The sequence below is a fragment of the Nocardioides sp. R-C-SC26 genome, assembly GCF_021246465.1.
Taxonomy (GTDB): domain Bacteria; phylum Actinomycetota; class Actinomycetes; order Propionibacteriales; family Nocardioidaceae; genus Nocardioides.
Window position 1 is genome coordinate 46,298 of sequence record NZ_JAHRHK010000013.1, and the last position, 13,412, is coordinate 59,709.

Genomic DNA, 13,412 nt, shown 5'->3' on the forward strand with positions numbered 1-13,412 from the left:
CGGTCAGGTCGCGTCCCCGAGGGGCCTCGACGAACCTCGTCGGCACGGCCGGTGCGGTCCTAGGCCCGACGTCCGCAACGCAGCGTGCCGTAGCGCTCGACCACGTCGTAGCCGGCAGCGGCATAGAGCTTGAGGACCCGGTCGGTGAAGTCGGTCTCCCCCACGCACGCGAGCGAGACGTCGAGCCTCTCCAGCGCCTCGCGCGTGGTGGCCACGCCGGGGAACTTCTGTTTCTCCCCCGAAGCCAGGCGATAGAGCGTGCGGCGGGCACGGGTCGCCGCGCGCGGCTCCTCGATGTTCTCGATGAACCACTCGCGCGGCACGACGGGGAACGCCTGGGTGCTGTACATCGTGAGCACCTTCATCCGTCGCGGCGGCAGCAGCACGGTGCCGGTGACCCCCTCCCGCACGAGCAGCTCGACGTCGGCCAGGGCCGGCAGGTCGAGCTTCCACTCGGGCTGCTTGGTCACCGTCACGGGACCGCCGTGGCCGGTGTGCGACCAGACCGGTCTTGCACCGATGCCGAGGAGCACCACCGCGACCAACGCCGGCACGAGGGCGACACCGACGGCGAGTCTCGGCGAGGTTCGATCGGCCCTGCTCGTATCGGTCGTCGATGCGACCGAGGGGTCGTCGCCGGACCTGCGCAGGTCCGGGATCGGCGCGGTGACGAGCAGCCCGACCAGCACCGGGATCGGGGCGACGAGCAGCATCCGCCACAGGATCGGCCCCGAGCCCGTGACGGTGTTGATCAGCGGCAGCACGCCAGGCGCGAACACCCAGACCGAGGCCAGCGCCGAGGCGCCGGCGAGCGCGGCCGGCGTGCCTCGCCGGGCCAGTGCGACGGCCCCACCGAGGGCGAGCAGACCCAGCGCCACCATCGCGGGTGTCTCACCGAGGATCCGCACGAAGGAGGCCCGCGCAGGAAGCGCCACCGGATCGACCCCGCCGACGTCGGTGGAGAACAGCACCACGGCCAGCCCGGAGAGCACCGGGCCCACGACCATCGCCAGGCCGCCGAGGGCCAGCCACCCCGATCGCAGCACCGCCGCTGCCAGGAGCACCGCGGCACACATGATCGGCGCCCAGACCACCGCCGTCGGCGTCAGTCCGTAGAAGGCGACGCCGGCGAGCAGCAGGAGGACGGCGTGGCGCCACTGCGCCCGTCGCTCGGCCAAGGCGGGCAGCTCGGTGAGGTGGGCCCAGATCAGCGGCATCAGGACAACGACGGCGATGACCTTGCCCTGCCAGATCCGCGGGATCCAGAAGTTGCCGAGCATCGAGTCGCCGCTGAGGGTGAGGAACCCCAACGCGACGACGAACGCCGCGAACGCGCGGCGCGCAGCCCACCGACGAGTCAGGCGCCAGATCGCGAGGACGGCGAGCGCCGCGGCCACCGGGGGAACCCACAGGTAGGTCACGGTGCCCGCGAGCTGCCCGCTCATGTGCGCGATCACACCGAAGAGCCCCTCGACCGAGGAGATCGGCACGCCGCCGCCGTAGGGAGAGTTGAAGACCTCGGGACTGAACATGGTGTCGCGCAGGGCGGCGTTGCCGTGCTCGGCGATCCACACGGACCGATTGACGTAGTAGGGGTCGTCGGTGTCGGCGAGATGGATGAAGGAGGCGACCACGGCCGTGACCGCCATCGCAGCCAGCACCCCCAGCTCCTCCCACGTCGCCCACCGCGGCTGCCGACCATCGGCCGAGAGGTCCGCACGGCCGCCCCGCGCCGAGATCACCGGGGCACGAGTGGCGTCGCTCCCCTCCGTCGTGCCCCAGTCACCCGCGGGACGGACCCTCCCGCGCACCCAGGCCCACACCGCGAGGACGGCGAGCCCCAACGCCAGCGCGGCCCACGTCGCGCGGAACGTGCCCGGCGTCCAGACCAGGCCACCCAGGCCCGCGCCGCCGATCAGTGCCACCCCGAGTGCGAGCAGGCCGGACTCGCGGCGCTCGCCGAGCAGCGGGCGGACCGGGCCCCCGTCAGCGCCCGCGCGCACGGCCACCTCGTCGACCGCACCGCGGCGGGCTCGCCAGACCTCCCATCCGACGACGCCGACGGTGAGCGCCAGCCAGAGCCAGCCGCTCGGCCACAACGACCACTGGGTGGGCAGCCCGAGGGAGTACAGGAGCGTCCAGAGAGCGAAGGAGACGACCGAGGCGTCGAGGGCGGCGTCGAAGAGCCGCCCGAGCAGCGTGCTCGATCCGGGCGCGGCCGAGGGCGTCGCGCTGGGCGGGGCGACGTCGGGTGCGGTCACGGTCAGGCTCCTTCACGGCAGGGGCTGCTGGGCCGGGAACGGCTCGGCGCCAGCACGTGTCGAGCCCGACGGGCGGGTCCGGCGTCGGTATCATGACAGTCATGCCACGCCTGTCCGCGGTGATGCTGGCGTGGCGTGACGAACCTCTGCTCGTCGACGCGGTGCAAGCGGTTCTCGCCTCCCAAGAGATCGACGTCGACGTCGTCGTGGTCGACAACGGCTGCACCAGCGACGCCGTCGGCGTGCTGCGCGGGCTGCCGGGCGTCACCGTGATCGACCCCGGCGCCAACCTCGGCTTCGCCGGTGGGTGCAACGAGGGCGCTCGCGCGGCCACCGGCGAGTACGTCGCCTTCGTCAACGGCGACGCCGTGGTCGAACCGGACGCGCTGGCACGCATGGTGGACCTCGCCGCCGAGCCCGACGTCGGCCTGGTCACGGCCTCGGTGCGTCTCTACGACGAGCCGGAGACGGTGAACACCGTCGGCAACCCGGTCCACTTCACCGGGCTGAGCTGGGCCGGCGGGCTCGGCGACGACGCCGCCGGACACGCCTCGGAACGCGACGTCGCCTCCGCCTCGGGGGCCGCGACCGTGTGCCGACTCGACCGGTTCCGCGAGCTCGGCGGGTTCTGCGAGGAGATGTTCGCCTACTGCGAGGACACCGACCTGAGCCTGCGCTCGTGGCAGCGCGGCTGGCGCGTCGTCTTCACCCCGGAGGCCGTCGTACGCCATCGCTACGAGTTCTCCCGCAACCCCGAGAAGTTCTTCCTGCTCCAGCGCAACCGCTGGTTCATGGTGTTGACCCTCTACTCCCCCGCGATGCTCGTGTGGGCCCTTCCTCCGATGATCGCGCTCGAGCTCGCCACCACCGCGATCGCGATCCGCGACGGCTGGGTCCGCCATCTGCTGCGCGCCTGGGTGTGGCTGCTGCGCCACCCAGGCGCGATCGCCCGCAGACGACGCCGCGCGCGCGCCGCCGTCCGTCGACCCGACCGCGAGGTGGCACGGCTGCTGACCGGCGACCTGGACCCGCGCGTGCCCGGGCTGCAGGTCCCCGCGCCCGCCCGCGCCGTCAGCCGGGGATACTGGTCCATCGCCCGCAGGCTCGTCTGAGCCCGCCCGCCATCCGTCCCACTCATCCGAGGAGCAGATCCTGAGCGCCGCATCGACCGCACCGCAGATCATCGCGGTCGACGACGACGGCATCTCCCTCGGCTCGCTCGGTGCCGACGACGCCGTGCTCGACGTCCTGCTCGACGATCGACGGGTGTGGTCGTTCTGGGCCGAGCGCGACACCGCCGAGGCCGAGGACGGCGCGCCGCGGGGCAGTGAGCGCCGGGCGGCCTGGCCCCGACCCTTGCGTCGCTTCCTGCACGGTCGGACCCGGGTGCGCGTGCGCGCCCACGTCGCCGACGTCGACCTCTACGACGCCGAGCACGTCTTCGGCGACCCCGAGCGCAATACCGAGGCCGACGGCCGGGTGCGCGTCGTCAACGTGCACGGCGCGGAGCTGGCGCTGGACAAGTCCGGACGCCTGCAGGTCACCTTCGACACGCGCGACGCCTCCCAGGTCGCACCGCTGCTCGATTCCATCGAGGAGGTGATCGACGCACTCGACCGGGCCGGGGTGCAGGCCTTCCCCGCCTACGGCACCCTCCTCGGGGCCGTGCGCGACGGTGCGCTGATCGGACACGACAGCGACGCCGACCTCGGCTACGTGAGCCGTTTCTCCCATCCGATCGACGTGATCCGCGAGTCGTTCGCACTGCAGCGCCGGCTCCGCGGGATGGGGTACGCCGTCACGCGCTACAGCGGTGCCGGCTTCAAGGTCGACGTCGTGGAGGCCGACGGCACCACGCGAGGTCTCGACGTGTTCGGCGGGTACCTCGACGACGGCTTCCTGATCCTCCTGGGCGAGATCCGCACGCCGTTCGAGCGCTCCTGGATCTTCCCGCTGGCGACCACCACTCTGGAGGGACGCGATCTGCCGGCGCCGGCAGATGCCGACCGCGTGCTCACGGCGACCTACGGTCCGCACTGGCGAACGCCCGACCCGGCGTTCAAGTTCGAGACGCCGCGGAGCACCACCGACCGCCTCAACGACTGGTTCCGCGGCACGACCGCCCACCGCTCGACCTGGGATCGCAAGTACCAGCTGGCCCGGTTCGCCAAGCCCCAGGCCGGGCCCGACCCCCTCGCTCGGATGCTGATGCGCCAGGAACGCACGCTCGGCTCCGGCATCCCGGACCTGGTCGTCGACGTCGGCTGCGGACGGGGGCACACCAGCCGCTGGCTCGCCCGTCGCGGGGCCCCCACCCTGGGTCTGGACTACTCCCCCCGCGGCTACGAGTTCGTCGCGCGCCAGACGGCCGACGAACCGGGTCTCCCGCTGGAGTTCGCCCCCTTCAACCTGCTCGAGCTGCGCTCCACCCTGGCCTGGGGCGCCCGTATCGCCCAGCGCGGCGGGCATCGCGTCGCCCTGGCCCGTCACGTGGCCGACTGCCTCCCCGACGACGGCCGCGAGCACCTGTGGCGCTTCCTCGCGCTCGCCTGCTCCGGTGGCGGCCGGTCCTATCTGGACTTCCTGATGTCGCCCGTCGAGGACGACCGGTGGGCACAGCGCAACCTGCTCGCGCCGCTGGAGGAGGAGCAGGTGCGTGCCGAGGTCGAGGCACGTGGTGGCCGCGTCGTCATCGCCAAGGAGATCGGGTCGCCGCGCATGGGCGTGCGCGGCGCCAACGACACATATCGAGCGCTGCGGCGCTCCTGCAGAATGGTGGTCGCATGGGACTGAACGACAGCGCTTCCGACGCGGCGACGGGAGACCGCTCACGCGCCCGGGCCCTGATGCGGTTCGCGCCGGTGCGCTCGCGGGTCGATATGGTCAAGCTCGAGGAGCGCGTTCGCGAGCTCGAGGAGGCGGTGCGCGAATGCCGCCGTCACCATCACCGCACCGCCGAGCTCACCGACCTCGTGCAGGCGCTGATGGTGCCGTTGGCCACGAGCGACCGGGCCGCACTGGATCGGGTCCTGGCCGAGTACACCGACCAGCTCTGAAGCGGGACCGGTGAGCGAGCGCATGCGGCGGGTCTTCCTGCACGTCGGCCTGCCCAAGACGGGGACCAGCTACCTCCAGACGATCGTGTGGTCCCATCGCGAGGAACTGCGCGACGCCGGCCTCCTCGTGCCCGGCCGTGAGCGCCGCGACCACCTCTGGGCCTCCCTGGAGATCCGCGAGGACCCCAGCCTGCAGCGACGGGGGCGTCGCGCCCCGCAGGCGTGGCAGGTCGTGCGCGACCAGAGCCGTGCCTGGAGCGGAGACGTCCTGATCAGCCACGAGTTCTTCGGCGCGGCCTCCCATCGCCAGGCTGCCGCGATGGTCGACGCCCTCCGCGCCGACGACGTCGAGGTGCATGTCGTCGTGACGGCCCGCGACCCGCTGGGCCTGTTCACCTCCAGCTGGCAGGAGCACCTGAAGAACAAGGGCACGACGCCGATCGCCCGGTACGCGCGGGAGGTCTCCACGGATCCGACCGTGATCTGGAACTGGCGCGCCCTGGACCTGCGCCTCGTGCTCGATCGCTGGGGCACCCTCACCGACCCCGCCCAGGTGCACGTCATCACCCCGCCCCCGAGCGAGGCTCCGCGCGCCGAGCTGTGGCAGCGGTTCTGCTCGGTTCTCGGTCTTCCCGACGATGTCGCCGACGCGGGAGCGGGCTTCGCGAACTCCTCGATGGGGGTGAGCGAGGCCGAGACGCTGCGCCGTCTCAACCAACGGTTGCGAGGCTTCGACCGGGCCTTCGACCGCGGCGTGTGGATCCGCAGCTATCTCGCCGACGACCGGCTCGCGGTGCGCGCGGGCGACCCCTTCTGGCCCGACGCGGACCAGATCACCGAGTGCCGTCGCCGCGGCGAGGACGCCGTGGAGTTCGTGCGAGCGGCCGGGTTCGACGTCGTCGGCGACATCGACGCGCTGCGGGTTCCAGCCGACCTGCCCGAACGCCGGCACCCCCAGTCGGTGACCGACGCCGAGGTCGCCGACGTCGCGCTGGATCTGGTGGCCGACCTGCTCGGCGAGGTCCGCCGACTCACCAAGCAATCGGCCGACGATCAGGCCGGCCGCTCGCTGAGCGACCAGGCGCGCCGTCTACGCCACCGGCTCAGGCGCTGACGCCGGACCGGTCAGGCGCCGACGAAGCCGAAGGTCCCGCTGAGCATGGCGTGATCGGTGATCCGTGCAACGAAGGGCGACCGGTCGAAGAGGTGCGCACGACGGGTCAGCTCGGGTGAGTGGAAGAGCCAGTCGAGCCGCATCACCGACGGCGGGGAGCACTTCTTGCCCCGGACGCTGCCCCCACTGACCGCCTCGAGGTCGGTCTGACCGACCACCTTGCAGAAGACCGTCTTGCGCTCGTTCATGTCGCCGAGGAAGACGAACGGGATCTTCTTGGCGCGCTGCTGCTTGATCTTGTTGATCTCGATCTTCACCGCGCGGTTGCGCTCACGCTGCCGCTCCTTGGTGTTCTTCGAGGAGTTGTGCACGTTCAGGATCCACAGCTCCCTGCCCGAGGCTCGATTGCGCAGCAGCACCATCGAGTTGGGTCGGGTCGTCCCCGCCATCGGGATCATCACGTCCTCGGATCGCACCAGCTCCCACTCGCTGGTGCGCCACATGACGGCCTGCCAGACCACCTTCGGGTTCCGCGTGGTGTTCTCCGGATAGAACGTGTAGGTGTCGCCGAGCGCGGCGACGAGCTGGCGGTACTGGTCGTGCTGGAGCTCTTGGAATCCCACGATGTCGGCCGCACCGGCCTTCAGCGAGTCAGCGCTCCACTCGGTGCGGATACGTCCGGGTGCGTACGACGCGGCGCCACCGCCCGGCTTGGTGTGCTGGCTGCCGAGCACGTTGAAGCTCGTCACGACCAGTTGGCCGTCGGCGGCGCGCACCTTGCGGCGGGCGGCCGGCGCAGCCACGCCGGGCGGGGTCCCCCGGTTCACCCGGTTGCCGCGGTTGAGCTGGCCCTGCTCGTTGTTGCCCCAGCACTGCACCGCGGTGCTGCCGGAGTTCGTGCCGCCGTTGGCCGTGCTCGCGCCGCAGGCGTGCATCCACCCGGCCGAGAGCGTCGAGAACGTGCGCCCGCCCGCCACGGCCACCGGGCTCGTGGAGTCGCTGGCGAGCGCGGTGCCGAGCTGGCCGTACCTGTTGCCGCCCCAGCAGTAGGCGGCGCTCTGGGCGTCGAGGGCGCAACCGAACGCATCGCCCAGGCTCACCTGACGGTAGGTGCGCGCCGCACCCGACGGCGCGGTGGGCACGAGCCGCAGCGTCTTGGTCCCGTCGCCGATCTGGCCCTGGTCGTTGAGCCCCCAGCAGCGCAACGCGCCCGCGAGCGAGACCGCGCAGGTCGTCGACCACCCGGCGTCGATCTGACGGAAGGACGCCGTGGCCTTGATCGGCGTCGGACGCAGCATCGCGGTACGGGTCCCCGTGCCGAGCTGTCCGAAGTCGTTGCGGCCCCAGCACGACGCGGCGCCGGAGGTCTGCGTGCCGCAGACGTGCCAGCCGCCGACCGAGACGTCGCTCCAGGTGGTCATCGTCCCGACCCGGGCGGGCGAGCGTCGCGTCTGGCGATCGCCGGTGCCGAGCTGTCCGGCGGAGTTGCCGCCCCAGCAGAACAGCGAACCCGACGCGACACCGCAGGCCGTGCTCCAGCCGACGTCGACCGTCGTCCAGCTGCTCGCCGTGCCGACCTGCTGGGGCGTCCAGCGCTGCCCCGCGTCGCCGATGCCGAGCTGGCCGTTCATGTTCTGCCCCCAGCACCACAGCGTTCCGGTGCGCTTGATGCCGCAGGTGGACAGCCCGCTCGTGCTGAGCTGCGCCCACTCGCCGGCTTCACCGATCTGGGTGAGTCGCAGCCGGTCCTGGCTGTCGCCGACGCCGAGCTGGCCGAAGTCGTTGTCGCCCGAGCACAGGGCCGTGCCGTCGTTGCGGACTTGGCAGGTGGTCATGCCGCCGGCGACGACGCCCGGGCGGGGCTCGAGCACGTTCGAGACGATGTCGACGGTGCCCTGGACCGCCGGGTCCGTGGTCGCGCTGTTGCGCACGCTGTAGGTCATCGTCCAGCGGCCTCCGCGCGCCACCGTGCCGGTGATGAGACCGGTCGGGCTCAGCGTCACGCCGGACGGACGCCCCGAGACCACACCGAACACCAGCGTGGGACGGTTCTGCTCCTCGGCGGTGACCTGGAGCTGGTAGCTGATCGGCTCTCCGGGCCGGGTCGTGATGATCTGCCCCTCGACCGGCACCACCGCGCCGGCGCGCGCCGCCGCGGGGAGCATCCCGGTCGGTGTCGCCGGCGCCACCGCGGCGAGCCCGACGACCACCGCCCAGGCCAGCGTCGCGACAGCGACGGAGCGCAGCGCGATCTTCAACACGGGATCGACGGCGTGTCGCAACGGGGAAGTCACGAGCAAGGATGGTATGCGAGAGGCGGACGAGGCGCCAGGGGTTCGTGTGACTGGTGTGACGATCGGGCTACGACCCCTGCCCGATCGGGCAGGTCAGGCCGTGCAGGACGCGAGGGCGCTGCGGTAGTCGCGGTCCTTCTCGACCGGGCCCTGGGTGGGATTCACCGGCCCCCCGGGAACGGCGTAGAACGCGTCGCCGAACGTGATCAGCGGGATCCCGAGCGAGCACTCGCGTTTGGCCGCCGCGATCCACCCGCCGTCCTCGTCGGTGCACCCCGCGTATCGCCGGGGCAGCAGCTCGCCGTCCTTCCAGATGTCGACGCACGGCGGGCCGCTCGTCGCGTCGGCGGAGGTCTCCGATCCGGTCGCGTCGGCCGGCGTAGCGGCCCCGGCGGAACCGGGCTCCGGGTCCCGTGCGACCGGACCAGGGCCGTCGTCCCCGCATCCTCCCGCGGCGACCAGGAGGACCGTCGTCAGCATCGCCGCGGCGGTCGTGCTCCGCACAGTTCGCACCATGCAGGCACTGTAGGCAGAACACCGCCTGCGCCGATAGGTCCACGGGACCGGTCATCGACCGCGGAGACACTCGGCCCAGATCTTCGCGGCGTGGACCGCGACGCCGGCGTGTCAAGCGCCTCAGCACTTCCCGGGCCTGCCACTAGGCTCGTCTCTCGTGAGCACCGCGCCCTCCCGCGTCTACGCGGCACGACTGGTCGGACTCCCGATCTTCGACCCTCAGGGCGACCAGGTGGGCAAGGTGCGCGATCTCGTCGTCGCGATGCGCACCGAGGTCAGCCAACCGCGCGTGCTGGGCCTGGTGGGCGAGGTCTTCGGCCGGCGGCGGATCTTCGTGCCGATGACGCGCGTCACCAACATCGCCAGCGGGCAGGTGTACACGACCGGCCTGCTGAACATGCGCCGCTTCGAGCAACGTTCCACCGAGACCCTGGTGATCGGACAGATGCTCGACCGCAACGTCACGATCCGCGGTACCGAGGTCGCCGGCACCGTCTCCGACGTCGCCATGGAGCAGGGCCGGACCCGCGACTGGGTGCTCAGTCGCGTGGCGGTCACCGAGCCCGGTCGCGGCCTACGCCGTCGCGGCCAGACCCACGTCGTGGAGTGGAGCGAGGTGCACGGCCTCGGCCGCGCCGACGCCGACACCCAGGGCGCCACCCACCTGCTCCACGCCCTCAACGAGATGCGCCCGGCCGACGCGGCGACGGTCATCCACGACCTGCCGCTGGAACGCCGCACCGCCGTCGTCGCCGCGCTGGACGACGAGCGGCTCGCCGACGTCCTGGAGGAGCTGCCCGAGGAGGATCAGGTCGAGATCCTCGAGCACCTGGACTCCGAACGGGCCGCCGACGTCTTGGAGGAGATGTCCCCCGACGACGCTGCCGACCTGATCGCCGACCTTCCGCCGGAGACGGCGGAGATCCTGCTCGACCTCATGGAACCCGACGAGGCCGAGGACGTCCGGCGACTGCTCTCCTACGTGGAGAACACCGCCGGCGCCATGATGACGCCGGAGCCGGTCATCCTCGGTCCCGACGCGACGATCGCCGACGCACTGGCCCACGTGCGCAACCCGGACCTGACCCCCGCGCTCGCTGCGATCGTCTACGTCTGCCGCCCACCACTGGAGACCCCCACCGGCAAGCTGCTCGGCGTCGCCCACATCCAGCGCCTGCTCCGCGAGCCTCCCTCCACACTGGTGGCGGGCGCGCTCGACAAGTCCCTGGAGAGCCTGCGACCCGAGGCGACGATCGACGAGGTCGCGGCCCACCTCGCGACCTACAACCTGGTGTGCGCCCCCGTGGTCGACGAGAACGGGCATCTCCTGGGCGCCGTGACCGTCGACGACCTGCTCGACCACATGCTCCCGGCAGGCTGGCGCGACCGCGCCTCCTTCGGACGCGGCGCCGGAGGCGGTCGCCGTGGCTGAGCGGCGAGAGCGTCTCGACACCCCCGTCGGCCCACGGCGTCAGGTGCTGCGGCGCCCCCGATTCGACGGCGACAACTTCGGCGTCTTCGCCGAGCAGTTCGCGCGGTTCATGGGCACCGCGACCTTCCTCATCTACATGACGCTCTTCGTCGCGGCGTGGCTCGTGTGGAACACCGTGGCGCCCGCCGACGTGCGGTTCGACCCGTACGCCTTCATCTTCTTGACGCTCATGCTGAGTCTGCAGGCCTCCTACGCCGCCCCCCTGATCCTGCTCGCCCAGAACCGCCAGGAGCAGCGCGACAAGGTGGTGGCCGAGCAGGACCGCCAGGCCAACGCGCGCGCTCACGCCGACATGGAGTTCCTCGCCCGCGAGGTCGCCTCGCTGCGGATGGCACTCGGCGAGGTCGCGACGCGGGACTACCTGCGCTCCGAACTGCGCTCGCTGCTCGCGGAGCTCGACGACCGCGCCACGGAACGGGCGAGCGCGACCGAGGCTGCGACGACGGAGCCGACCGCGCCACAGCCTGACCGCGAATCAGGCCGACCAGGCCCCCGCGACTAGAATTCGCCACATCATGAGTGCACCGAGTCACGAGCAGGTCATGGCCGCGCTGGCCACCGTGAACGACCCCGAGATCAAGCGTCCGATCACCGAGCTCGGCATGGTCGACGGCGTCGAGATCGAGGAGAGCGGCGCGGTGCGCGTGACGGTGCTCCTGACCGTGGCGGGCTGCCCGCTCAAGGACACCATCAACCGCGACGTGACCGCCGCCCTCAGGCGCGTCGACGGCGTCACCGACGTCGACCTCACTCTCGGCGTGATGACCGCCGAGCAGCGTGGCGGCCTGCACGAGCAGCTCCGGGGTGGCCAGGCTCAGCGCGAGATCCCCTTCTCCCAGCCCGGCTCGCTCACCAAGGTCTTCGCGATCGCCAGCGGCAAGGGCGGCGTCGGCAAGTCCTCGATCACGGTCAATCTCGCCATCGCCATGGCGGCCCAGGGCCTCAAGGTCGGCGTCGTCGACGCTGACATCTACGGCCACTCGGTGCCGGCCATGCTCGGCGTCGCCGACGCCCGGCCCACGCAGGTCGAGGACCTGATCATGCCCGTCCCGACGCCCAGCGGCGTCTCGGTGATCTCGATCGGCATGCTCAAGCCGCGCCGCGACCAGGTCGTGGCCTGGCGCGGCCCGATGCTCGACCGAGCCCTGGTGCAGATGCTGTCCGACGTCTACTGGGGTGACCTCGACGCGTTGCTGCTCGACCTCCCCCCAGGCACCGGCGACATCGCGATCTCCTTGGGCCAGCATCTGCCCGGCGCCGAGGTCGTCGTGGTCACCACGCCGCAGGAGGCCGCGGCCGAGGTGGCGGAGCGCGCCGGGACGATGGCCTCGATGATGCATCAGCGCGTGGTCGGCGTCGTGGAGAACATGAGCTACCTGCCCTGCCCGCACTGCACGCCGGAGGGCACCGACCACCGGCTGGAGATCTTCGGATCCGGCGGTGGCGACCGCGTCGCGGCAACCCTGGGTGCCCGGTTCGGCTACGACGTCCCGATCCTGGGGCGGATCCCGATCGACATCTCGCTGCGCGAGGGCGGCGACGCCGGGAAGCCGATCGTCGAGGCCGACCCCACTGCCGCGGCGGCGCGCGAGCTCACCCGGATCGCCACCACGCTGGGCGGACGCGGGCGCGGTCTCGCCGGCATGCAACTCGGCCTCACTCCGACCAGCAAGTTCTGAGACTCCGACCGTGTTCGGCATCGGCCTCGGCGAGCTGACCGTCATCGCGTTCGTCGCGGTGCTCGTCTTCGGCCCCGACAAGATCCCCGAGCTGGCCAAGCAGGCGGGGGCGATCCTGCGGCGCGCCCGCGACTTCGCCAATGCCGCACGCGACGACCTGCGCGATGAGCTCGGGCCGGAGTACTCCGACCTCGAGCTGCGCGATCTCGACCCACGCGCCATCGTGCGGCGTCACATCATCGAGGCGATGGAGGACGCCGACGAAGAGGCCGCCGCGCCGCGCCGGCGCGGACTTCGCCCCCTCGGCGAGGGCGAACTCCCGCCCTTCGACGTCGAGGCGACCTGAGGCCGGCGCCTCACGGGCGAGTTCGGGACTCTCAGCGCGACTGAACCGCAGCGATAGCGGCGAAGGGCACCAGCACCCGCCGCTCGCGAGCCTCGACCGCGAGCTCGAGGAAGTCCGAGCCGATGCGGACGGGCACGCCGTCCACCGAGGTGGAGTCGAGCAGCCGGACCACGCATCGCGCCCCCGCATCCGCCAGTCCACGCAGCGGTGAGCCCAACCCGAGTCGGGCCGTCGCGGGCCAGGCGACGTCGGGGACGGCGCGCTCCGAGCAGCCCTCCAGGGAGCCGATCGCGGCGATCGGGACCACCCAGTCGTGTCCGGAGCCACGGAGCAGGATCCAGCTCGCACAGGCACGCCGCAGCACGCCGCGCACCGGATCGGTGCCCCGTAGGTGCACCAGGAGCTCGCGGTCGAGCGAGGCCATCAGCCGGCCGGCGAGCGCCACCTGCGCGTACTCCGCCCGCGCGCGGTCTGCCATCTCCGCCGAGCGCTCGGTGTCGAAGGCGGCGACCGCCTGCTGCTCGAGGTCGTCGAGGAACGCGAACAGCTCCTCCTCCCACATGGACCCAGCCTAGGGGCGCCGGACGGTTGGCACCTGGGGGAATGACCGTTGACAAGAGCATTGAACACGCGTGAAATGATGTAAACACACGC

The 13,412-nt window shown here is 71.8% G+C and carries 12 protein-coding genes; 8 read left to right on the top strand and 4 right to left on the bottom strand.

Translation table 11 applies throughout. The features are described 5' to 3' along the window. Positions 1-59: 59 nt before the first annotated feature. Positions 60-2,261 carry a DUF6077 domain-containing protein gene (locus KSO97_RS12700; protein WP_232679433.1) on the bottom strand — a complete coding sequence of 734 codons (2,202 nt, stop codon included), beginning with the start codon at positions 2,259-2,261 and terminating at the stop codon, positions 60-62. 101 nt (positions 2,262-2,362) lie between these two features. On the opposite strand from KSO97_RS12700, the gene KSO97_RS12705 reads away from it, so the two are divergent. From KSO97_RS12705 to KSO97_RS12720, 4 genes are all read left to right on the top strand, one after another. Next, positions 2,363-3,373, top strand: a complete 1,011-nt coding sequence (locus KSO97_RS12705) for a glycosyltransferase family 2 protein (protein ID WP_232679436.1) — start codon at positions 2,363-2,365, stop codon at positions 3,371-3,373. Positions 3,374-3,527: 154 nt separating this feature from the next. Next, positions 3,528-5,054: a methyltransferase domain-containing protein gene (locus KSO97_RS18340; protein WP_232679438.1), complete on the top strand. Its 1,527-nt coding sequence runs from the start codon at positions 3,528-3,530 to the stop codon at positions 5,052-5,054. After that, entirely contained in the window at positions 5,045-5,317 is a 273-nt protein-coding gene (locus tag KSO97_RS12715) for a DUF6752 domain-containing protein (protein ID WP_232679441.1), read from the top strand. Before KSO97_RS18340 ends, KSO97_RS12715 begins: the two co-directional genes overlap by 10 nt. Before the next feature lie 10 nt (positions 5,318-5,327). Further along, positions 5,328-6,431, top strand: a complete 1,104-nt coding sequence (locus tag KSO97_RS12720) for a hypothetical protein (RefSeq protein WP_232679442.1) — start codon at positions 5,328-5,330, stop codon at positions 6,429-6,431. Positions 6,432-6,442: 11 nt separating this feature from the next. On the opposite strand, the gene KSO97_RS12725 is transcribed toward KSO97_RS12720, so the two are convergent. Then, positions 6,443-8,725, bottom strand: coding sequence for a hypothetical protein (locus KSO97_RS12725; protein ID WP_232679444.1), 2,283 nt, complete (start codon positions 8,723-8,725; stop codon positions 6,443-6,445). Between the two features lie 93 nt (positions 8,726-8,818). Continuing rightward, complete coding sequence (locus KSO97_RS12730) at positions 8,819-9,241, bottom strand: hypothetical protein (protein WP_232679446.1); 423 nt, start codon at positions 9,239-9,241, stop codon at positions 8,819-8,821. 157 nt (positions 9,242-9,398) lie between these two features. Between KSO97_RS12730 and KSO97_RS12735 the strand changes: the two genes are divergently transcribed. From KSO97_RS12735 to KSO97_RS12750, 4 genes are read left to right on the top strand one after another with little or no spacing between them, the layout of a single operon-like run. Continuing rightward, entirely contained in the window at positions 9,399-10,673 is a 1,275-nt protein-coding gene (locus tag KSO97_RS12735; protein ID WP_232679448.1) for a magnesium transporter MgtE N-terminal domain-containing protein, read from the top strand. Then, positions 10,666-11,235: a DUF1003 domain-containing protein gene (locus KSO97_RS12740; protein WP_232679450.1), complete on the top strand. Its 570-nt coding sequence runs from the start codon at positions 10,666-10,668 to the stop codon at positions 11,233-11,235. The genes KSO97_RS12735 and KSO97_RS12740 overlap by 8 nt, the downstream gene beginning before the upstream one ends. A gap of 13 nt (positions 11,236-11,248) precedes the next feature. After that, positions 11,249-12,412 (top strand): Mrp/NBP35 family ATP-binding protein, encoded by a 1,164-nt coding sequence (locus KSO97_RS12745; protein WP_232679452.1) that lies wholly within the window; start codon positions 11,249-11,251, stop codon positions 12,410-12,412. Positions 12,413-12,422: 10 nt separating this feature from the next. Then, positions 12,423-12,758, top strand: coding sequence for a sec-independent translocase (locus KSO97_RS12750; protein WP_308188301.1), 336 nt, complete (start codon positions 12,423-12,425; stop codon positions 12,756-12,758). A 31-nt stretch (positions 12,759-12,789) separates the two neighbouring features. Here KSO97_RS12750 and KSO97_RS12755 read toward each other — a convergent pair whose 3' ends face one another. After that, a complete protein-coding gene (locus KSO97_RS12755) occupies positions 12,790-13,320 on the bottom strand; it encodes a hypothetical protein (protein ID WP_232679454.1) in 531 nt (176 codons plus the stop codon). Positions 13,321-13,412: the final 92 nt, after the last annotated feature.

Excerpts from the sequence above, each read along its gene's own strand:
- KSO97_RS12705 (WP_232679436.1), top strand. The coding sequence starts at position 2,363 with ATGCCACGCCTGTCCGCGGTGATGCTGGCGTGGCGTGACGAACCTCTG.
- KSO97_RS12715 (WP_232679441.1), top strand. The coding sequence starts at position 5,045 with ATGGGACTGAACGACAGCGCTTCCGACGCGGCGACGGGAGACCGCTCA.
- KSO97_RS12730 (WP_232679446.1), bottom strand. The coding sequence starts at position 9,241 with ATGGTGCGAACTGTGCGGAGCACGACCGCCGCGGCGATGCTGACGACG.
- KSO97_RS12745 (WP_232679452.1), top strand. The coding sequence starts at position 11,249 with ATGAGTGCACCGAGTCACGAGCAGGTCATGGCCGCGCTGGCCACCGTG.
- KSO97_RS12755 (WP_232679454.1), bottom strand. The coding sequence starts at position 13,320 with ATGTGGGAGGAGGAGCTGTTCGCGTTCCTCGACGACCTCGAGCAGCAG.